Origin of the sequence: Enterobacter cloacae complex sp. XAL002 (genome assembly GCF_049236805.1) — a bacterium.
GTDB classification, from domain to species: Bacteria; Pseudomonadota; Gammaproteobacteria; order Enterobacterales; family Enterobacteriaceae; genus Enterobacter; species Enterobacter intestinihominis.
Window position 1 is genome coordinate 33738 of sequence record NZ_JBMKJN010000005.1, and the last position, 20328, is coordinate 54065.

Here is a 20328-nt window from a genome sequence, read left to right on the forward strand (position 1 = left end):
CGTTATCTTTCATCGTCAGGCGGCAAGACTGCCATATTGTTCCGCCGTCGTCACTATTTGGGGTGGCACCGGAGAGAAGGGGCTGACATAATCCCTGTGCAAAAATACAGTGAGAGAACACCGTGGCAGACGATTTTTCCCCTGAAGGTCAGTTAGCACAGGCAATTCCCGGTTTTAAACCGCGCGAACCCCAACGTCAGATGGCGCATGCCGTCGCGCACGCCATCGACAAGGCGCAGCCGCTGGTTGTGGAGGCCGGCACCGGTACGGGGAAAACCTACGCTTACCTCGCTCCTGCGTTGCGGGCGAAAAAAAAGGTGATCATCTCTACGGGATCAAAAGCGCTCCAGGATCAGCTCTACAGCCGCGATTTACCCACGGTGGCGAAAGCGCTGAAATACAAAGGGCGTCTGGCCTTGCTGAAAGGGCGTTCTAACTATCTGTGTCTGGAGCGTCTCGAACAGCAGGCACTGGCGGGCGGTGACCTGCCGGTACAAACACTCAGCGATGTGATCGTCCTGCGCGCCTGGGCCAACCAGACGGAGGAGGGGGACATCAGCACCTGCGCGAGCGTGCCGGAAGACTCCCCGGCCTGGCCGCTGGTGACCAGCACCAACGACAACTGCCTCGGCAGCGACTGCCCGCTGTATAAAGACTGCTTTGTGGTGAAAGCGCGTAAAACGGCGATGGACGCCGACGTGGTGGTGGTGAACCATCACCTGTTTCTTGCGGATATGGTGGTCAAGGACAGTGGTTTCGGCGAGCTGATCCCGGAGGCGGAGGTGATGATCTTCGATGAAGCCCATCAGCTACCGGACATCGCCAGCCAGTATTTTGGCCAGTCGCTCTCCAGCCGTCAGCTTCAGGATCTGGCGAAAGATATTACCATTGCCTATCGCACCGAGCTCAAAGATACCCAGCAGTTGCAGAAGTGCGCGGACCGCCTGGCGCAATGCGCACAGGATTTCCGCTTACAGCTTGGCGAGCCGGGCTATCGCGGCAACCTGCGCGAACTGCTCGCGGACAAAAATATCCAGCGCGCGCTGCTGCTGCTCGATGATGCCCTTGAACTCTGTTACGACGTGGCGAAGCTGTCCCTCGGACGTTCAGCGCTGCTGGACGCCGCCTTCGAGCGGGCCACGCTCTACCGTGGGCGGCTGAAGCGGCTGAAAGAGATCAACCAGCCGGGCTACAGCTACTGGTATGAATGTACCTCGCGCCACTTTACCCTGGCGCTCACGCCGCTGACCGTTGCCGATAAATTCAAAGAGGTGATGGCGCAAAAGCCCGGCACCTGGGTCTTTACCTCGGCCACGCTGTCGGTCAACGACGATCTGCACCACTTTACCGAGCGTCTCGGCATTGAGCAGGCTGAATCCTTACTCCTCCCAAGCCCGTTCGACTATGAGAAACAGGCGCTGCTGTGCGTGCCACGCAATCTGCCGCTGCCTAACCAGCCAGGGGCGGCGCGCCATCTGGCGGCCATGCTAAAGCCGATGATTGAGGCCAACAACGGACGCTGCTTTATGCTCTGCACCTCTCACGCCATGATGCGCGATCTGGCCGAGCAGTTCCGCGCGACCATGACGTTGCCGGTGCTGTTGCAGGGGGAAACCAGCAAAGGCCAGCTGCTCCAGCAGTTTGTCAGCGCCGGTAATGCCCTGCTGGTGGCGACCAGCAGCTTCTGGGAAGGGGTGGACGTGCGCGGCGATACGCTCTCGCTGGTGATTATCGATAAGCTGCCATTCACATCGCCGGACGATCCGCTCCTGAAAGCACGCATGGAGGACTGCCGTCTGCGCGGGGGCGATCCGTTCGACGACGTCCAGTTGCCGGACGCGGTTATCACGCTTAAACAGGGGGTAGGGCGACTGATACGCGACGTCACCGACCGCGGAGTGCTGGTGATCTGCGACAATCGCCTGGTGATGCGCCCCTACGGCGCCACCTTCCTCGCCAGCCTGCCGCCTGCGCCGCGCACACGGGATATTAAACGCGCGGTCCGCTTCCTGGCGAACCCGACGGCGGAGTAATTCTTCCCGGAGTGTGTTAAGATGCGCGCCATTTTGTGACTGACCATTGCGAGAGCGCGACGACTGATGCGAATTCTGGCTATTGATACCGCGACAGAGGCCTGTTCCGTTGCCCTGTGGAACGACGGTACGACTTTTGCTCATTTCGAAGAGTGCCCACGGGAACACACCCAACGTATTCTGCCCCTGGTAAAAACCATTTTAACCGAGGGCAACACCGCCCTGACTGACCTCGACGCGCTGGCCTACGGCCGTGGCCCGGGCAGCTTTACGGGCGTACGTATCGGGATTGGCATTGCGCAGGGGCTGGCGCTGGGCGCTGACCTGCCGATGATCGGCGTTTCAACGCTTGCGACCATGGCTCAGGGTGCCTGGCGCATGACCGGCGCCAGCCGCGTGCTGGCCGCGATTGATGCCCGCATGGGTGAAGTCTACTGGGCGGAGTACACCCGTGACGAAAACGGCGTCTGGCACGGCGAAGAGTCGGAAGCCGTGCTTAAACCTGAAGCCGTCACCGAGCGCCTGAAACAGCTCACCGGTGAGTGGGCGACGGTCGGAACCGGCTGGCCGGCATGGCCTGAGATGGCGAAGGACACCGGCCTTACGCTGGTGGATGGTAACATGCTCCTGCCTGCCGCCGAAGATATGTTGCCTGTTGCCTGTCAGCAGCTTGCCGCAGGAAAAACCGTGGCCGTTGAACACGCCGAGCCGGTTTATTTACGAAACACCGTCGCATGGAAGAAACTTCCTGGCCGCGAGTGAATCTCAGTAACAGGAACTGAGAAAAAGGAGTCGCATCATGGCGGTTCAGACTAAAGTTGTACGCTTTTTTATGGCAGGCGCGGTTGCCATAGCACTGAGCGGGTGCGTCACCGTTCCTGATGCGATCAAGGGCACCAGCCCGACGCCACAGCAGGATCTGGTACGCGTGATGAATGCTCCGGAGCTGTATGTCGGGCAGGAAGCGCGCTTTGGCGGCAAGGTGGTTGAAGTGCTAAACCAGCAGGGGAAAACCCGGCTGGAGATTGCCACCGTTCCACTGGACAGCGGCGCACGGCCTGTTCTGGGTGAAGCCTCGCGCGGGCGGATCTACGCTGACGTCAGCGGCTTCCTCGATCCGGTAGATTTCCGCGGGCAGCTGGTGACCGTCGTCGGTCCGATTACCGGTTCAGTGGCGGGGAAAATCGGCAATACACCATACAAATTTATGACCATGCAGGTGAACGGTTACAAACGCTGGCGTATCACCCAGCAGGTGGTGATGCCGCCACAGCCAATCGATCCGTGGATGTGGGGTCCACATCCGTATCGTTACGGCTACGGTGGCTGGGGTTGGTACAATCCAGGCCCTGCACAGGTTCAAACAATCGTAACTGAGTAACTTACTGTTATTGTTAGGAAAGAGACAGCGGCTCAGCCGCTGTCTCTGTTTTTTTACGGATAAAACGAAAAAAAAGAGTGACGCGCTTCGCAACCTGCAATCTGAACAATTAATAAACTGGTACGCTGAGTTAATATAATGTTAACAAACTGTTTATTATCGGGGCTGTGATGACGACGAACACTCATTTCAGAGGTGATGCATTGAAAAAGGTTTGGCTTAACCGTTATCCCGCGGATGTCCCTGCGGAGATCAATCCTGACCGTTATCAATCCCTGATTGAATTATTTGAACACTCGGTACGGCGCTACGCTGACCAGCCCGCATTTGTGAATATGGGCGAAGTGATGACTTTCCGTAAGCTGGAAGAGCGCAGCCGGGCGTTTGCGGCCTATTTACAGGAAGGGTTGGGCTTGCAGAAAGGGGACCGCGTCGCGCTGATGATGCCAAACCTGCTGCAATACCCGGTGGCGCTGTTCGGGATCCTCAGGGCGGGGATGATTGTGGTTAACGTTAACCCGCTCTATACCCCACGCGAGCTGGAACATCAGTTGAATGACAGCGGTGCGGCGGCGATTGTGATTGTCTCCAACTTTGCCCACACGCTGGAAAAAGTCGCTGAAAGAACCCAGGTTAAGCACGTCATCCTGACGCGCATGGGCGACCAGCTCTCTACCGCGAAAGGTACGCTGGTCAACTTTGTCGTGAAATACGTTAAGCGGCTGGTGCCGAAATACCACCTGCCGGATGCCATCTCCTTCCGCCGCGCGCTGCATGCGGGCTACCGGATGCAGTACGTTAAGCCGGAGATCGTGTCAGAAGATCTGGCGTTCCTGCAATACACCGGCGGTACCACCGGCGTGGCTAAAGGGGCGATGCTGACCCATCGTAATATGCTGGCGAACCTTGAACAGGTGAACGCCACCTACGGGCCACTGCTGCACCCGGGCAAGGAGCTTGTGATCACCGCGCTTCCGCTGTATCACATTTTTGCGCTGACCATGAACTGCCTGCTGTTTATCGAGCTTGGCGGTCAAAACGTATTGATCACCAACCCGCGCGACATTCCGGGGCTGGTTAAAGAGCTGGCGAAATACCCGTTCACCGCCATGACCGGCGTGAACACCCTGTTTAACGCGCTGCTTAACAATAAAGAGTTCCAGCAGCTCGATTTCTCCACGCTGCATCTTTCTGCGGGCGGCGGGATGCCGGTTCAGCAGGCGGTTGCCGAGCGCTGGGTAAAACTCACCGGACAGTATCTGCTGGAAGGCTATGGTCTGACGGAGTGCGCCCCGCTGGTCAGCGTCAACCCGCATGACATCGACTACCACAGCGGCAGTATCGGTCTGCCGGTCCCGTCGACGGAAGCTAAACTGGTGGACGATGAGGGTAACGAAGTGCCTCACGGCGAACCGGGCGAGCTGTGCGTCAGAGGGCCGCAGGTGATGCTGGGCTACTGGCAGCGCCCAGATGCCACGGATGAGATCATCAAAGACGGCTGGCTGTACACCGGCGACATCGCGGTGATGGATGACGAAGGTTTTCTGCGTATCGTCGATCGCAAGAAAGACATGATCCTCGTATCCGGTTTCAACGTCTATCCGAACGAAATCGAAGACGTGGTGATGCAGCACAGCGGCGTGCTGGAAGTGGCAGCGGTGGGGGTTCCTTCCGGCAGCAGTGGTGAAGCGGTGAAGATATTTGTGGTCAAGAAAGATCCTTCTCTTACCGAGGAAGCGCTGATAACGTTTTGTCGCCGGCAGCTGACGGGCTATAAAGTGCCGAAGCTGGTGGAATTCCGCGATGAGCTGCCGAAATCCAACGTCGGGAAGATATTACGACGAGAATTACGTGACGAAGCCCGTGCCAAAGTGGACAATAAGGCCTGAGCTTCACGTTAATCGCCCAGACGCCGGTTAAGCCGGCGTTTTTTATGGGCGCAAACAAAAGAGAGTCCGATTTGAATTACCAGATGATCACTACCAACGACGAGCTGGCTTCGCTGTGCGAGGTGACGCGTGATTTCCCCGCTATCGCCCTGGATACGGAATTTGTCCGTACCCGCACGTACTACCCGCAGCTGGGCCTGATCCAGATGTATGACGGCAAACACGTGTCGTTGATTGACCCCCTCGGCATTACCGACTGGGCGCCAATGCGCGAGCTGTTGCTTGATACCGCCGTGACCAAATATCTGCACGCCGGCAGTGAAGATCTGGAAGTCTTTCTCAACACCTTTGGCATCATGCCGCAGCCGCTGATTGATACCCAGATCCTCGCGGCGTTCAGCGGTCGTCCGCTCTCCTGGGGCTTCGCGGCGATGGTGGAAGAGTACACCGGTCTGACGCTGGATAAGAGCGAATCGCGTACCGACTGGCTCGCGCGCCCGCTGACGGCGCGTCAGCTTGAATACGCCGCGGCAGATGTATTCTACCTGCTGCCGATTGCTGGCCAGCTTATGAAAGAGGCTGAGGCGTCCGGTTGGCTGTCTGCCGCCCTGGACGAGTGCCGCATGACGCAGCAGCGTCGTCAGGAAGTGGTTGATCCGAAAGAGGCCTGGCGTGACATCACTAACGCCTGGCAGCTGCGCACCCGTCAACTGGCCTGTCTGCAACTGCTGGCTGACTGGCGGCTGCGTAAAGCGCGTGAGCGCGATCTGGCGGTTAACTTCGTGGTGCGTGAAGAACACCTGTGGGCGGTGGCGCGCTATATGCCGGGTAGCCTTGGCGAACTGGACAGCATTGGCCTTTCCGGGAGTGAGATCCGTTTCCACGGTAAAACGCTGCTCGCGCTGGTAGAGAAAGCTCAGCAGCTGCCGGAGGACGCACTGCCAGAACCACTGCTTAACCTGATGGATATGCCGGGCTACCGCAAGGCGTTCAAAGATATCAAAGCGCTGGTGCAGACGGTGGCGGGGGAAAGCAAACTGAGTGCCGAACTGCTGGCTTCACGTCGTCAGATTAACCAGCTGCTGAACTGGCACTGGAAGTTGAAACCGCAAAATGGTTTACCTGAACTGGTCGCCGGATGGCGGGGGGAACTGATGGCTGAACGCCTGAATACCCTGCTGGAAGGGTATCCGCGCTAAAGAATTGTAGCCCCGGTAAGCGTCGCGCCACCGGGGAAATTGCCGGGCGGTACGATGCTTGCCCGGCCTACAAAACCACAAACGGATTAACGCGACTCTTCCGCTTCCGGAAGCGTCACGTTCAGCTCCAGAATCGAAATATCCCCGTCTTTTTGCTCCAGCTGAACGGTGACCATTTCCGGGTCAATCTGCACGTATTTGCAGATCACTTCCAGAATGTCTTTGCGCAGCTGCGGCAGGTAGTGCGGTTCGGCGTCGCTACGACGACGTTCCGCCACAATGATTTGCAGACGTTCTTTTGCGATGTTGGCGGTGCTTTTTTTCCGCGAGAGAAAAAAGTCCAGTAATGCCATAACTTATCCTCCGAACAGGCGTTTGAGGAAACCTTTCTTCTCTTCTTCAATGAAGCGGAAAGGACGTTCTTCTCCCAGCAGACGGTCAACGGTATCCGCATACGCTTTACCCGCGTCTGCCTGTGTATCCAGGATCACGGGCTCGCCCTGGTTAGAGGCGCGCAATACGGACTGATCTTCCGGGATCACGCCAACCAGTTTGATGCGCAGGATCTCCAGCACGTCTTCCATGCTCAGCATGTCACCTTTGTTCACCCGACCCGGGTTGTAGCGGGTCAGCAGAAGGTGCTCTTTGATCGGCTCCTGGCCATTTTCCGCGCGACGAGATTTCGAGGCCAGAATGCCGAGAATACGGTCGGAGTCACGTACTGACGAGACTTCCGGGTTAGTAGTGATGATGGCTTCATCCGCGAAGTAGAGCGCCATCAGCGCGCCGGTTTCGATACCGGCCGGGGAGTCGCAGACCACGAAGTCGAACTCCATCTTTTTCAGATCGTCGAGCACCTTTTCCACGCCTTCACGGGTCAGCGCGTCTTTATCACGGGTCTGGGACGCCGGGAGAATGTAGAGGTTCTCGGTACGCTTATCTTTAATTAGCGCCTGGTTAAGCGTGGCATCGCCCTGAATGACGTTCACGAAGTCATACACCACGCGACGCTCGCAACCCATGATCAGGTCCAGGTTACGCAGACCGATATCGAAGTCGATTACGACGGTTTTCTTTCCCTTCTGGGCCAAACCAGTAGCGATGGCCGCGCTGGAGGTGGTCTTGCCAACGCCTCCTTTACCCGAAGTCACAACAATAATGCGTGCCATAGAAATTCCTTGTTAAAAGGGATCAATTTAACGGTTGAACGGTCAAAGCGTTATCTGCCAGCTGCAGACGAGCCGCTTTGCCATAAAATTCGGCTGGGATTTTATCGCTCAGCCAATATTCACCTGCGATAGACACCAGTTCTGCCGTCAGGTGAGTACAAAAAATTTGTGCTTCTCGATCGCCGCTGGCGCCCGCAAGCGCACGCCCACGCATCATACCGTAAACGTGAATATTGCCGTCTGCAATCAGTTCTGCGCCCGCACTGACGTGGCTTGTAACAATCAGATCACAGTTTGGCGCATAAATGCGCTGACCGGAACGAACCGGCAGATCAATCAATCGCGTTTTTGTGACTGGGGCTACATTTTGCGCCGAAGGCGGGGGAGCGGGAACGGTTGCAGGCGTTGCGCGCGGGGATTTTTCTCTACCCTCGTTTAACAAGGGCAAACCCGCGCGTTCAATTTCGGCTTTTAACTCTGCGTCTTTACAGCCGCTTATACCCACGATGCGCAACCCCGTGGAGACGACGGCCTGCTGGAGTCGCTTCCAGTTAACCGGCCCCTCAAGGTCGCTTACATTGACGACAACAGGAGCATGCTTAAGAAAAGCGGGAGCCTGCGCGATTTTGTCTTCTAACGCCTGACGAATAACCTCGGGTTTTGCATCATGCAAATGAACCACTGATAAGGTGAAGCTACTGCCTTTAAGCTCGATGGGCGTATTTGACATCCTGGCCTTACTCAATTTGCTATTAACCGCAACACATCGCCGCGATATTCCGAAGAGTATCAGGCATGTTATAGTCAGGAGTATATTGAGGCAAGCAACCACCCATTAATTCAGAGTAAAAACATGTTTTGTGTGATCTACAGAAGTACCAGCCGCGACCAGACCTACCTTTATGTCGAAAAGAAAGACGATTTTTCCCGCGTGCCTGAGGAATTAATGAAAAGCTTTAGCCGACCGCAGCTGGCGATGCTGCTGCCGCTGGACGGCCGTAAGAAGCTGGTGAACGCCGATCTGGAGAAAGTCAAAAAGGCGTTAACCGAGCAGGGCTATTATTTACAGCTTCCGCCGCCACCGGAGAATTTATTAAAACAGCATCTTGAGGTGAGCGGAAAGAAATAAGCCCGGGTCATTCCGGGAACAACTCATCAACCGATTAGGGGTCGACCATGTATCAACATCATAACTGGCAAGGTGCATTACTGGATTATCCCGTCAGCAAAGTGATCTGCGTGGGCAGCAACTATGCAAAACATATTCAGGAGATGGGCAGCGCCGTGCCGGATGAGCCGGTTCTGTTTATTAAGCCAGAAACTGCACTGTGCGATATTCGCCAGCCGCTGGTTCTGCCGCAGGGGCTGGGCTCGGTGCATCATGAAGTGGAGCTGGCGGTGCTGATCGGCGCGACGCTGCGCCAGGCGACCGAAGAGCATGTAGAGAAAGCGATTGCGGGTTACGGTGTCGCGCTCGACCTGACCCTGCGCGACGTCCAGAGCAAAATGAAGAAAGCGGGGCAGCCGTGGGAAAAAGCCAAGGGCTTTGACAATTCATGCCCGATTTCCGGTTTCGTTCCGGTGAGTGAATTTACCGACGATCCACAGAATACGCCCCTCAGCCTGAAGGTCAACGGCGAGATCCGCCAGCAGGGGACGACCGCTGACATGATCCATAAGATCGTTCCGCTGATTGCCTACATGAGCCGCTTCTTCACCCTGAAACCCGGCGACGTGATCCTTACCGGCACTCCGGAAGGTGTGGGGCCGCTGCACAGTGGCGACGAGCTGGACGTCAGTTTTAACGGCCTGTCGCTGAAAACCCGCGTGCTGTAAAAGCACCTTGCCGCCTGAAAAGGGCGGCAAAACTTGCATCAACGTGCCAGACTCGTTATAAGGTGCGCTCTATTTTGACGTGTGGACATCCCGATGAACGACATTCCTTTCTGGCAAAGCAAAACTCTCGACGACATGACCGACGCGGAGTGGGAATCGTTGTGTGACGGCTGTGGGCAGTGCTGCCTGCATAAGCTGATGGATGAAGATTCGGACGAGATCTATTTCACCAACGTAGCCTGCAAGCAGTTAAACATCAAAACCTGCCAGTGCCGCAACTACGAGCGCCGTTTCGACTATGAGCCGGACTGCATCAAGTTAACCCGTGAAAATCTGCCGACCTTTGAGTGGCTGCCGCATACCTGCGCGTATCGCCTGCTGGCGGAAGGTAAAGATCTGCCCACATGGCATCCGCTGTTGACGGGGTCGAAAGCGGCGATGCACGGCGAGCGTATTTCCGTGCGCCACATTGCGGTGAAAGAGTCCGAGGTGCAGGACTGGGAAGACCACATTATGAATCACCCTAATCGGTGATAATAAAAAACCCGCCGAGGCGGGTTTTTTATTGTGCGCAATTTTGTCGGGTGGCGCTGCGCTTACCCGACCTACAAAACTGACGTTGCCGTTTTGCTTTTACCTTCCAAAAAGATCGCGTTTCTTTGGCTTGAACGGCTGGGCAATCAGCACCAGCAGCGCTACCACGAAGTAGGCGACAAAAATGCCCACCAGCCACTGCGGCATCTCCAGCGTCAGAAACTCCCACTGGCGTACAGAGCAGTCACCGGAGGCCACAAACACCTGCGGCAGCCATTTATCCAGCGGCAGCCAGCTCGGGAAGCGGGCGGCAAAGTCGCAGGTCATAAACGGCGACGGGTGAAGCTGCATCTGGGTGTGCTCCCAGGCAAGCGCAATCCCTTTCCCGGCGCTGTACAGCCAGATGGCAATTGCGGCATAGCGTAACGGTGTTTTAGGTGCAATCGCACCTACCAGACCCGCGCCCATAATGCCGAACAGCGCACAACGCTCATAAATACACAGGACGCAAGGTTTCAGCCCCATTACATGCTGAAACCACAGCGCGACCATTTCCAGCGCAAAGGCGGTCAGGGCCATCAACAACCACGCTCCGCGACCGCGTGAGCACTGGTTCAAAAATCGCAACATAATCATTTCCCTGGAACATGCTTAGACAGCGCAGTGTAAACGAATTTTAATGCGCCGCAAGTATACCTGCTTGCAACAACCATTGCGTACAGGGAACGAGAGTAATTTTGATGCACAGCAAACCAACAAGGGTAAGCACCAGCGTGTACGGCAGCGCCATCCAGACCATTCTTCCATAAGAAAGTCGTATGAGTGGCGCCAGCGCCGAGGTCAGCAGGAAGAGGAAGGCCGCCTGACCGTTCGGGGTTGCCACGGAGGGGAGGTTGGTTCCAGTGTTGATCGCCACCGCCAGCAGCTCGAACTGTTCACTGCTGACAATCCCTTGCTCCATCGCGGCTTTGGCCTCATTGATGTATACCGTCCCGACAAAGACGTTATCGGATATAGAAGACAACAGACCGTTAAACAAATAGAACAGCGTTAGCTGCGAATCTGGCGTGGCCTGAAGCACAAACGCGATGATTGGCGCGAACAGATGTTGGTCAATAATCACCGCCACGACGGCGAAAAACACCGCCAGCAGGGCGGTAAACGGCAGCGCTTCGGTAAAGGCTTTTCCGATAGCATGTTCGTCCGTGACGCCGCTCAGGCTGGTTGCCAGAATAATTACCGACAGACCAATCAGCCCCACCTCGGCAAGGTGGAAGGCCAGCGCAGCGATAAGCCACACGCCGATGATGCCCTGTGCAATCAGGCGCAGCGTCTCCTGGCGCGTGCGTTGTTTGCGGCTCTGCTCGTCAAACTTATGCAGCTCCTGACGGACCTGATCGGGCAACTTCGCGCCATACCCAAAAAGGTTGAATTTTTCGACCAGCACGCAGGTCGCTAAGCCGCAGATCAAAACGGGCACGCTGACCGGCGCCATGCGCAGGAAAAATTCGCCAAAATGCCACTCAGCCGCTTTGGCGATAATCAGGTTTTGCGGCTCTCCAACCATTGTCATCACGCCGCCCAGCGCCGTCCCCACGCCCGCATGCATCATCAGGCTGCGCAGAAACGCGCGGAACTGCTCGAGCACATCGCGGTTGTGCGCCTCAACGTGGCTGTCGTCCTGTAAGTTATCGCCAGGACGAGACGAGGCGACCCGGTGGTAAATACCGTAAAAGCCGACGGCGACGCTGATCACCACCGCCACAACCGTCAGCGCATCCAGGAAGGCAGAGAGGAAAGCCGCGGCAAGGCAAAACGCCAGCGAGAGCAGCGTTTTCGACGGAATGCTCAGCAGCAGACGGGTGAAGATAAACAGCAGAAGCTGCTTCATAAAGTAGATCCCCGCCACCATGAAGATCAGCAGTAGCAGGACTTCAAGATTCGACGCAATCTCGTTTTTAACATGCTCCGCGCTGGTCATTCCAATGACCACGGCTTCCAGCGCCAGCAGCCCGCCGGGCAGCAGCGGATAGCACTTCAATGCCATCGCCAGGGTAAAGATAAACTCGGCGACCAACATCCACCCGGCAACGAAGGGATCCAGCAAAAAGATAACGGGATTAACGACCAGGAATACCAGTAGAGTGAGTTTGTACCAGTCAGGTGACTGACCTAAAAAGTTGCGCCACAGCGCGCGCCCAAATGAAATTTCCACGACAGACGTCCTTTCCCCGTCAAATAAGACAAGACATCAGTATACGCAAAAACGGCGGCGGAGAGGGGGATAAAGCCATTTTGTAAATTTCATAAAAATGAAACGGCGATCCCTCTTTTCTGTCTCTGCTGCGCTATCTGCCTCTGCGCGCCTCTGGTATGATGAGTGCAATTTGCTAAAGCTGTGTAATGGAAATCTCACTATGGTCATTAAGGCGCAGAGCCCGGCGGGTTTCGCGGAAGAGTACATCATTGAAAGCATCTGGAATAATCGTTTCCCTGCGGGATCAATTCTACCTGCTGAACGCGAACTCTCTGAACTGATTGGCGTCACCCGTACCACGCTGCGAGAAGTGCTCCAGCGTCTGGCGCGCGATGGCTGGTTGACGATACAGCATGGCAAACCCACTAAGGTGAATAACTTCTGGGAAACGTCCGGGCTGAATATTCTGGAAACGCTGGCGCGTCTCGATCACGAAAGCGTACCGCAGCTGATTGACAATCTGCTTTCGGTGCGCACCAACATCGCTACCATTTTCATCCGCACCGCGTTTCGTCAGCATCCTGAAGATGCGCTGAAGGTGCTTGCCACCGCCAATGAGGTGGAAGACCACGCGGACGCCTTTGCGACCCTCGACTACAACGTGTTCCGCGGTCTGGCGTTTGCTTCCGGCAATCCGGTTTACGGTCTGATCCTGAATGGAATGAAAGGATTATATACACGCATTGGTCGTCACTACTTTGCCAACCCTGAAGCCCGCAGCCTGGCGCTCGGCTTCTACCATAAACTGAGCAAGCTCTGCACCGAAGGGCTGCACGATCAGGTCTATGAAACGGTGCGTCGTTATGGCCACGACTCCGGTGAAATCTGGCACCGAATGCAGAAAACCCTGCCGGGTGATTTAGCGATTCAGAGTCGCTGAAATAAAAAACCTCTCGATTGAGAGGTTTTTTTCCCCCGGTGGCGCTTCGCTTACCGGGTAAAAAAACTACAACGTATTCAACCGCGCCGGGCACCGCTCCAGCAGCTCCACGCTGCCATCTTCATTCTGCTGCTCCAGCGACACGTCAAATCCCCACAGGCGATGCACATGCTTCAGCACTTCCTTACGCCCCTTATCCAGCGGCGCGCGGTTGTGAGGGATATAGCGCAGCGTCAAAGAGCGGTCACCGCGCAGATCCACATTCCAGACCTGAATGTTCGGTTCAAGATTGCTCAGGTTGTACTGAGACGACAGGCGCGAGCGGATCTCACGATAGCCCTCTTCGTTGTGGATCGCAGAGATCTCCAGGTAGTTGTTGCGGTCATCATCCAGTACGGTGAAGAAGCGGAAATCACGCATGATCTTCGGCGACATGAACTGGCTGATAAAGCTCTCATCCTTAAAATCACGCATCGCGAAGTGCAGCGTTTCCAGCCAGTCAGAACCGGCAATATCCGGGAACCAGTATTTGTCCTCTTCGGTGGGCGACTGGCAGATACGCTTGATATCCTGGAACATGGCAAAGCCGAGTGCGTACGGGTTAATGCCGCTGTACCACGGGCTGTTATACGCTGGCTGGAATACCACGTTGGTGTGGCTGTGCAGAAACTCCATCATAAACCGCTCGGTGACTTTTCCTTCGTCATACAGGTGGTTAAGAATGGTGTAGTGCCAGAAGGTCGCCCAGCCTTCGTTCATCACCTGGGTCTGCTTCTGAGGATAGAAATACTGGCTCACTTTGCGCACGATGCGCAAGATCTCACGCTGCCACGGCTCCAGCAATGGGGCGTTCTTCTCCATAAAGTAGAGCAGGTTTTCCTGCGGCTCGGAAGGGTAACGCCGTGCCTCGGCGACGGTTTTCTCCTCCTCACGTTTCGGCAGGGTGCGCCACAGCATATTCACCTGGCTTTGCAGATACTCCTCGCGGCTCTTCTGCCGGGCTTTCTCTTCCTGCAATGAGATCTTCTGCGGACGCTTATAGCGGTCAACGCCGTAATTCATCAGCGCGTGGCAGGAGTCCAGTAGCTTCTCTACCTCGTCCACGCCGTAGCGCTCTTCGCAGTCGGTAATGTATTTGCGGGCGAAGATCAGGTAATCGACGATGGAGCTGGCGTCCGTCCAGCTGCGGAAAAGATAGTTATTTTTGAAGAACGAGTTATGTCCATAGCAGGCGTGCGCCATCACCAGCGCCTGCATGGTAATGGTGTTCTCCTCCATCAGATAGGCAATACACGGGTTAGAGTTAATAACGATTTCATACGCCAGCCCCTGCTGTCCGTGCTTATACAGTCGCTCCGTTTCAATGAATTTTTTACCAAACGACCAGTGCGGATAGTTAATCGGCATCCCGACGCTGGAGTAAGCGTCCATCATCTGTTCCGAGGTGATGACTTCAATCTGATGGGGATAGGTGTCCAGACGATAGAGTTTGGCCACCCGGTCGATCTCCGCCAGGTAGACATCCAGCAACTCGAAGGTCCAGTCGGGTCCATCGCTCAGACGGGTGCTGTCCCTTGACATGGAATCTAGTGTAGCCATTAGCGCGCCCTCGTTGTTGGTCGCTCTCTCTGACTGGAGAGCCTCCTTTCAAGCATAGATCACCCCATTCAAATACGCGGGGCGCAGAAATTTTTTCTTTGCGATTTCCCGTTTTCGATACGGCAAAAAAAGCGGTGCTCGCAGAATTTTCTACTGGTTAAAAATAACGCGCAGCAGGAGATCCCAAATAAGCGCTATCCCCTGATACAGCGGGATATGTGAGTTGAGTCACCATAAAAAAGTCATATGTTGAATAATATTTTCAGCTAGGTTATCAATCTGTAATTAGATGATTGTTCTTTTGCTCATAATGGAGTGGCTATGCGTGTTGTCATACTGGGAAGTGGTGTCGTTGGCGTAACCAGCGCCTGGTATTTAAGTCAGGCGGGACATGAGGTTACCGTTATCGATCGCGAATCCGGTCCGGCGCTGGAAACCAGTGCGGCGAATGCGGGGCAGATCTCCCCGGGCTACGCTGCGCCGTGGGCGGCCCCGGGCGTTCCGCTGAAGGCGATCAAATGGATGTTTCAGCGACATGCGCCGCTGGCGATAAGCCTTGACGGCACGCAGTTCCAGCTTAAGTGGATGTGGCAGATGCTGCGCAACTGCGATACCCGCCACTACATGGAGAACAAAGGGCGCATGGTGCGCCTCGCAGAATACAGCCGCGATTGCCTGAAAGCGCTGCGTTCCTCAACGGGGATCGAATATGAAGGGCGCCAGGGCGGCACACTTCAGCTGTTCCGTACCGCGCAACAGTACGAAAACGCGACCCGCGATATCGCCGTGCTTGAAGATGCGGGCGTACCCTATCAGCTGCTGGAAGCCAGCCAACTTGCCCAGGTGGAGCCAGCACTTGCCGAGGTCGCGCACAAGCTGACGGGCGGCCTGCGTTTACCGAACGATGAAACCGGCGACTGCCAGCTTTTCACCCAGCGTCTGGCGCGCATGTGTGAGCAGGCCGGGGTGAAATTCCGCTTCAACACCTCTGTCGACAAGCTGCTGTCGGAAGGGGAGAAGATTTACGGCGTGAAGTGTGGAGAAGAGGTGATCAAAGCCGATGCTTACGTGATGGCGTTCGGATCCTATTCTACCGCGATGCTGAAAGGGATCCTGGATATCCCGGTCTATCCGCTAAAAGGCTACTCCCTGACCATTCCCGTGAAAGAGGACAGCGGCGCGCCAGTATCAACCATTCTTGATGAAACTTACAAAATCGCCATCACCCGTTTCGATAACCGGATCCGCGTCGGCGGCATGGCGGAAATCGTGGGCTTCAATACCGAACTGCTCAAACCACGTCGTGAAACGCTGGAGATGGTCGTCGGCGATCTCTTCCCGCGCGGCGGTTTCATTGAGCAGGCGACGTTCTGGACCGGCCTGCGTCCAATGACCCCGGACGGCACGCCGATTGTGGGCCGTACGCCTTACAAAAATCTGTGGACAAATACCGGCCACGGTACGCTTGGCTGGACCATGGCCTGCGGTTCGGGCCAGCTGCTTAGCGACCTGATTTCCGGGCGGACGCCGGCAATTCCGTTTGACGATTTAAGCGCCGCACGCTATCAATCAGGGTTTACCCCCTCGCGTCCACAACACCTGCACGGCGCGCATAATTAAGGAGTCGTCATGTCCCGTCCCATTCTGGCCCAGCTGGATTTGCAGGCGCTGAAGGATAACCTGCAAATTGTTCGTCGTGCTGCGCCGGGTTCTCGTGTCTGGTCGGTGGTGAAAGCCAACGCCTACGGTCATGGTATCGACCGTATCTGGAGTGCGCTCGGCGCCACCGACGGTTTTGCCTTACTGAATCTGGAAGAGGCCATCCTGCTGCGTGAGCGCGGCTGGAAAGGACCGATCCTGCTGCTGGAAGGATTCTTCCATGCGCAAGATCTGCCTCTGCTGGATAAGTACCGCCTGACGACCAGCGTTCACAGTAACTGGCAGATCAAGGCCATTCAGGACGCGAAGCTGCATGCCCCGCTGGATATCTATCTCAAAGTGAACAGCGGTATGAATCGTCTGGGCTTCCAGCCTGAACGTGTGCACACGGTCTGGCAGCAGCTTCGTGCGCTGAAAAACGTCGGTGAGATGACGCTGATGGCGCATTTTGCCGATGCGGAAAAGCCGGACGGCATTGCCGATGCTATGGTCCGCATTGAGCAGGCGGCAGAAGGGCTGGACTGTCCGCGCTCGCTGTCGAACTCAGCGGCAACGCTCTGGCATCCCGAGGCGCATTACAACTGGGTGCGCCCGGGGATCGTTCTGTACGGCGCGTCACCCTCAGGTCAGTGGCAGGATATCGCCAACAGCGGCCTGAAGCCGGTGATGACGTTACGAAGCGAAATTATCGGCGTGCAAACCCTGAAAGCGGGCGATACGGTGGGCTATGGCAGCCGCTATCGGGCAGCGGGCGAACAGCGTATCGGTATCGTGGCGGGGGGCTATGCAGATGGTTATCCGCGCATCGCCCCGAGCGGTACGCCGGTGTGGGTCGATGGCGTGCGTACGGGCACGGTAGGCACCGTCTCAATGGACATGTTGGCTATTGATTTGACGCCATGTCCTCAGGCGGGGATCGGCTCACCGGTTGAGCTGTGGGGCAACGAGGTTAAAATTGATGATGTGGCCGCTGCGGCGGGCACTGTCGGGTATGAACTGATGTGCGCGCTGGCGTCAAGAGTGCCTGTTGTGACGGTGTAACATGTGTGTGCCGGGTGGCGGCTTCGCCTTACCCGGCCTACAAAAGCCCGAACGTAGGCCGGGTAAGCGTTAGCGCCACCCGGCAAAAAAGCAGCTACTCCGCCTCCTCCTCCATCGGCCTTACGCCGACTTTGCGCACCGCGTTATCCTCTTTCTCGGCCACCGTCCAGACCATCCCGGCAAACTCCACCTGGTCACCGACGACCGGTGCAGCCCCTAATAATTGCTGAATAATCTCGCCCAGTGTTTGCTGGTTATCGCGATTCTCCAGTCCTCCCTCCAGGCCATAAATCAGCGCCACATCCGCAAAGCGGGCGCTGGCTTCGAGGATAAAATCGCCGAAGAAACGCTGATCCAGCGCCACCGGGGGCGACTGGCTGAACAGCTTGCCAAGGGCAGGCAGGTCGCGCTCGCGGCCAATCACGCAGAGGATATCATTCTCTCGCAGCCGCGTGCTGCCGGTCGGGTGAAGCAGGGCGTTATCCCGGAACAGGGCGGCAATGCGCGTTTCAGCGGGCATATGCAGATCGCGTAGCGAAGCACCCACGCACCACTTATCGGCGCTTAGCTGATAGACAAACTGTTCCCACGGGTTGTCTGGGTGAATATCCAGCCCCACGCGGGAGACCGGCCAGCCAACGGGCGGTACCACCACTTTGGCTTTTTTCGCCGCCCAGGCCAGCGACGTCCCCTGGAACAGCAGCGATACCAGCACCACGAAGAAGGCGACGTTGAAGAACAGACGAGCGTTGTCCAGCCCGGCCATCATCGGGAAAACCGCCAGGATAATCGGCACCGCGCCGCGCAGCCCCACCCAACTGATAAATATCCGCTCACGCAGGTTAAACCCGCGGAACGGCAGCAGCCCGGCAAACACCGACAGCGGACGGGCGATGAAGATCATCCAGGCCGACAAAAGCAGCGCTGGCACGACGATAGGCAGCAGGTCGGAAGGCGTCACCAGCAGGCCCAGCACCAGGAACATGGCGATCTGTGCCAGCCAGGCCAGCCCGTCAAAGTTTTGCAGTATCGCATAACGGTTACGAATCGGTCGGTTGCCCAGCAGGAATCCACAGAGGTAAACCGCCAGAATACCGCTGCCGTCCAGCGCGGTGGTGACGGCAAAGATCAGGATCCCGCCGCTCAGGGCCAGCAGCGGGTAAAGGCCGGAAGGCAGCGTAATACGGTTGATTGTCTGCTGTAACAGGTAACCGCCGCCGAGACCAATGATAATCCCGAGGCCAAACTGCTGGAGGATGTGCCAGGCGAACATCCAGCTCAGGCCAGTTTCGTGCTGCTGGATCATCTCAATCAGGGTGATGGTCAGGAACACCGCCATCGGATCGTTGCTGCCGGATTCAATCTCAAGCGTGGAGCCAACGCGCTCGTTCAGCCCCTTGCCGCCGAGCAGCGAGAACACCGCCGCCGCATCGGTAGAGCCGACAATCGCGCCAATAAGCAGGCCTTCCATCATATCGAGGTTAAACAGCCAGGCTGCCATCATACCGGTCAGGCCGGAGGTGATTAGCACGCCGACGGTAGCCAGAGACAGCGCCGGGCCTAAGGCAACGCGAAACGAACTTGCCTGGGTGCGCATGCCGCCGTCCAGCAAGATCACCGCCAGCGCGAGGTTACTTACCATATAGGCGAAAGGGTAATTATCGAAGGGGATACCGCCGATTCCGTCAACCCCCGCCAGCATGCCGATAGCCAGGAAAATGACAAGAATAGGTATGCCAAGGCGCGATGAAAATGAACTTAATAAAATGCTGAAGGTTACCAGGATGGAACCCAGAATGAAAAGACTGATTATCGCTGTGGCACTCAATGTCGTCTTACTCCCACCTCAATGTGAACGCTGTTATTAAAACCCTAACATATTAACAACTGTATCTGCGTTTTATTGAGGGGGAATAACGGCTTTTTTATGCCTTTAAGACCGGATGACCGCTGATTGTTAACCGACTGCCTGAATTACCGTGTGCAAGGTGCGCCCGGGCACCCAGTGGCAAGGTAACGGTTTGCTGCTCATGGCCGAAATTCAGACCGGCGATCACCGGAATATCCAGCCGGGAACGAATGAAATCGACCATCGTCTCCAGCGTGTAGCCCGCGTCGTAATCGTTGGGGGCTGACCCGCTGAAACTGCCCAGCACAATGGCCGACTGCCGATCCAGGATCCCGGCGTGATAAAGCTGTAACAGCATGCGTTCGACGCGGAACGGGTGTTCGTTGATATCTTCCAGCACCAGAATGCCGTCCTCGATCTGCGGCAGCCACGGTGTCCCAATCAGCGATACCAGCATCGCGAGGTTTCCGCCCCACAGCTGCCCTTCACATTCCCAGTGCGGTCCGTTGCCTTGCCACTCGACGGTATACGTCGGGTTTTGCAGGGCGCGCCAGAAATGGTCCTGCGTAAACGCATCCAGCTCCGGCGCACCAAAGTTGCCGGCCAGCATCGGGCCGCTAAAGGTAATGACGTTATGCAACGCCAGCAGGCCGAGCTGGATCGCCGTGAAATCGCTGTGTCCGCAGATTAACAGCGGATCCTGCTGCTGGCGTGCGGCCAGCCCGGCCCAGTCGATGCTCTCCAGCAGCCGGCTTGCGCCATAGCCGCCGCGCACGGCCAGCACAATAGTGTTTTCACCTTCCAGCGTTGCCAGGCTGTTGATATCGCTCAGTCTCTGCGCCTCCGTACCGGCAAAACGCTGCATGCGGCGGGGGATAATTGTCTGATTTTCTACCTGATGGCCCATTTCCAGCAGGCGCTGAACGCCCCGCTGTGCCGCCTCCTGGTTGATGCAGTAGCCCGACGGTGCGATGAGATGAAACTGAGGCATGGCAATTCCTT

18 protein-coding genes and 1 pseudogene are annotated in these 20328 nt (G+C 56.5%); 11 read left to right on the top strand and 8 right to left on the bottom strand.

Annotated features, from left to right (window positions below; genetic code table 11):
• Window positions 1-122: 122 nt before the first annotated feature.
• The 5 genes from ACOT0L_RS06055 (at window position 123) to rnd (ending at window position 6502) form a co-directional block, all read left to right on the top strand.
• On the top strand, window positions 123-2033 hold the full coding sequence (locus ACOT0L_RS06055) for an ATP-dependent DNA helicase (protein ID WP_023303884.1): 1911 nt from the start codon (window positions 123-125) through the stop codon (window positions 2031-2033).
• A 66-nt stretch (window positions 2034-2099) separates the two neighbouring features.
• Window positions 2100-2795 (top strand): tRNA (adenosine(37)-N6)-threonylcarbamoyltransferase complex dimerization subunit type 1 TsaB, encoded by a 696-nt coding sequence (gene tsaB, locus ACOT0L_RS06060; protein WP_023300348.1) that lies wholly within the window; start codon window positions 2100-2102, stop codon window positions 2793-2795.
• Window positions 2796-2832: 37 nt separating this feature from the next.
• Window positions 2833-3414 carry a Slp family lipoprotein gene (locus tag ACOT0L_RS06065; RefSeq protein WP_023306470.1) on the top strand — a complete coding sequence of 194 codons (582 nt, stop codon included), beginning with the start codon at window positions 2833-2835 and terminating at the stop codon, window positions 3412-3414.
• A 203-nt stretch (window positions 3415-3617) separates the two neighbouring features.
• Entirely contained in the window at window positions 3618-5303 is a 1686-nt protein-coding gene (gene fadD / locus ACOT0L_RS06070) for a long-chain-fatty-acid--CoA ligase FadD (RefSeq protein ID WP_074132809.1), read from the top strand.
• 83 nt (window positions 5304-5386) lie between these two features.
• Complete coding sequence (gene rnd / locus ACOT0L_RS06075) at window positions 5387-6502, top strand: ribonuclease D (RefSeq protein ID WP_123059168.1); 1116 nt, start codon at window positions 5387-5389, stop codon at window positions 6500-6502.
• 86 nt (window positions 6503-6588) lie between these two features.
• Here rnd and minE read toward each other — a convergent pair whose 3' ends face one another.
• The 3 genes from minE to minC are packed head-to-tail and all read right to left on the bottom strand — an operon-like array spanning window position 6589 to window position 8401.
• Window positions 6589-6855 (bottom strand): cell division topological specificity factor MinE, encoded by a 267-nt coding sequence (minE, locus tag ACOT0L_RS06080; RefSeq protein ID WP_003859937.1) that lies wholly within the window; start codon window positions 6853-6855, stop codon window positions 6589-6591.
• 3 nt (window positions 6856-6858) lie between these two features.
• The gene (minD, locus tag ACOT0L_RS06085) at window positions 6859-7671 is read right to left on the bottom strand and encodes a septum site-determining protein MinD (protein WP_003859938.1); all 813 of its coding nucleotides are present in this window, start codon (window positions 7669-7671) and stop codon (window positions 6859-6861) included.
• Between the two features lie 22 nt (window positions 7672-7693).
• Window positions 7694-8401 (bottom strand): septum site-determining protein MinC, encoded by a 708-nt coding sequence (minC, locus tag ACOT0L_RS06090; RefSeq protein ID WP_023300345.1) that lies wholly within the window; start codon window positions 8399-8401, stop codon window positions 7694-7696.
• Between the two features lie 123 nt (window positions 8402-8524).
• Here minC and ACOT0L_RS06095 point away from each other — a divergent pair, with 123 nt between their 5' ends.
• From ACOT0L_RS06095 to ACOT0L_RS06105, 3 genes are all read left to right on the top strand, one after another.
• Window positions 8525-8800: a YcgL domain-containing protein gene (locus ACOT0L_RS06095; protein WP_126502898.1), complete on the top strand. Its 276-nt coding sequence runs from the start codon at window positions 8525-8527 to the stop codon at window positions 8798-8800.
• 47 nt (window positions 8801-8847) lie between these two features.
• The gene (locus ACOT0L_RS06100) at window positions 8848-9507 is read left to right on the top strand and encodes a fumarylacetoacetate hydrolase family protein (protein WP_022648433.1); all 660 of its coding nucleotides are present in this window, start codon (window positions 8848-8850) and stop codon (window positions 9505-9507) included.
• A 93-nt stretch (window positions 9508-9600) separates the two neighbouring features.
• Window positions 9601-10041, top strand: coding sequence for a YcgN family cysteine cluster protein (locus ACOT0L_RS06105; RefSeq protein ID WP_022648432.1), 441 nt, complete (start codon window positions 9601-9603; stop codon window positions 10039-10041).
• A 99-nt stretch (window positions 10042-10140) separates the two neighbouring features.
• On the opposite strand, the gene dsbB is transcribed toward ACOT0L_RS06105, so the two are convergent.
• Both dsbB and nhaB read right to left on the bottom strand, forming a co-directional pair.
• Window positions 10141-10671 carry a disulfide bond formation protein DsbB gene (dsbB, locus tag ACOT0L_RS06110; protein WP_032622423.1) on the bottom strand — a complete coding sequence of 177 codons (531 nt, stop codon included), beginning with the start codon at window positions 10669-10671 and terminating at the stop codon, window positions 10141-10143.
• A 46-nt stretch (window positions 10672-10717) separates the two neighbouring features.
• Complete coding sequence (gene nhaB, locus ACOT0L_RS06115) at window positions 10718-12256, bottom strand: Na(+)/H(+) antiporter NhaB (protein ID WP_045308313.1); 1539 nt, start codon at window positions 12254-12256, stop codon at window positions 10718-10720.
• A 202-nt stretch (window positions 12257-12458) separates the two neighbouring features.
• Between nhaB and fadR the strand changes: the two genes are divergently transcribed.
• Window positions 12459-13178, top strand: coding sequence for a fatty acid metabolism transcriptional regulator FadR (fadR, locus tag ACOT0L_RS06120; protein WP_015570315.1), 720 nt, complete (start codon window positions 12459-12461; stop codon window positions 13176-13178).
• Window positions 13179-13244: 66 nt separating this feature from the next.
• Here the strand turns inward: fadR and ACOT0L_RS06125 are convergent, their stop codons facing one another.
• The gene (locus ACOT0L_RS06125) at window positions 13245-14777 is read right to left on the bottom strand and encodes a SpoVR family protein (protein WP_022648429.1); all 1533 of its coding nucleotides are present in this window, start codon (window positions 14775-14777) and stop codon (window positions 13245-13247) included.
• A 321-nt stretch (window positions 14778-15098) separates the two neighbouring features.
• Between ACOT0L_RS06125 and ACOT0L_RS06130 the strand changes: the two genes are divergently transcribed.
• Entirely contained in the window at window positions 15099-16397 is a 1299-nt protein-coding gene (locus tag ACOT0L_RS06130) for a D-amino acid dehydrogenase (protein ID WP_022648428.1), read from the top strand.
• 9 nt (window positions 16398-16406) lie between these two features.
• Window positions 16407-17477 (top strand): catabolic alanine racemase DadX, encoded by a 1071-nt coding sequence (gene dadX, locus ACOT0L_RS06135; RefSeq protein WP_022648427.1) that lies wholly within the window; start codon window positions 16407-16409, stop codon window positions 17475-17477.
• A 160-nt stretch (window positions 17478-17637) separates the two neighbouring features.
• Here the strand turns inward: dadX and ACOT0L_RS06140 are convergent.
• Both ACOT0L_RS06140 and ldcA read right to left on the bottom strand, forming a co-directional pair.
• Window positions 17638-19305 (bottom strand): annotated as a pseudogene (locus tag ACOT0L_RS06140) (potassium/proton antiporter); the annotation flags it as partial.
• Between the two features lie 97 nt (window positions 19306-19402).
• Entirely contained in the window at window positions 19403-20317 is a 915-nt protein-coding gene (ldcA, locus tag ACOT0L_RS06145) for a muramoyltetrapeptide carboxypeptidase (RefSeq protein WP_126502896.1), read from the bottom strand.
• Window positions 20318-20328 lie beyond the last annotated feature (11 nt).

Coding starts and splice junctions, on each gene's coding strand:
- ACOT0L_RS06130 (WP_022648428.1), top strand. CDS start 15,099: ATGCGTGTTGTCATACTGGGAAGTGGTGTCGTTGGCGTAACCAGCGCC.
- minD (WP_003859938.1), bottom strand. CDS start 7,671: ATGGCACGCATTATTGTTGTGACTTCGGGTAAAGGAGGCGTTGGCAAG.
- ACOT0L_RS06105 (WP_022648432.1), top strand. CDS start 9,601: ATGAACGACATTCCTTTCTGGCAAAGCAAAACTCTCGACGACATGACC.
- tsaB (WP_023300348.1), top strand. CDS start 2,100: ATGCGAATTCTGGCTATTGATACCGCGACAGAGGCCTGTTCCGTTGCC.
- dsbB (WP_032622423.1), bottom strand. CDS start 10,671: ATGTTGCGATTTTTGAACCAGTGCTCACGCGGTCGCGGAGCGTGGTTG.
- minC (WP_023300345.1), bottom strand. CDS start 8,401: ATGTCAAATACGCCCATCGAGCTTAAAGGCAGTAGCTTCACCTTATCA.
- dadX (WP_022648427.1), top strand. CDS start 16,407: ATGTCCCGTCCCATTCTGGCCCAGCTGGATTTGCAGGCGCTGAAGGAT.
- ACOT0L_RS06125 (WP_022648429.1), bottom strand. CDS start 14,777: ATGGCTACACTAGATTCCATGTCAAGGGACAGCACCCGTCTGAGCGAT.
- ACOT0L_RS06065 (WP_023306470.1), top strand. CDS start 2,833: ATGGCGGTTCAGACTAAAGTTGTACGCTTTTTTATGGCAGGCGCGGTT.
- ACOT0L_RS06100 (WP_022648433.1), top strand. CDS start 8,848: ATGTATCAACATCATAACTGGCAAGGTGCATTACTGGATTATCCCGTC.
- fadR (WP_015570315.1), top strand. CDS start 12,459: ATGGTCATTAAGGCGCAGAGCCCGGCGGGTTTCGCGGAAGAGTACATC.
- rnd (WP_123059168.1), top strand. CDS start 5,387: ATGATCACTACCAACGACGAGCTGGCTTCGCTGTGCGAGGTGACGCGT.
- minE (WP_003859937.1), bottom strand. CDS start 6,855: ATGGCATTACTGGACTTTTTTCTCTCGCGGAAAAAAAGCACCGCCAAC.
- ldcA (WP_126502896.1), bottom strand. CDS start 20,317: ATGCCTCAGTTTCATCTCATCGCACCGTCGGGCTACTGCATCAACCAG.
- ACOT0L_RS06095 (WP_126502898.1), top strand. CDS start 8,525: ATGTTTTGTGTGATCTACAGAAGTACCAGCCGCGACCAGACCTACCTT.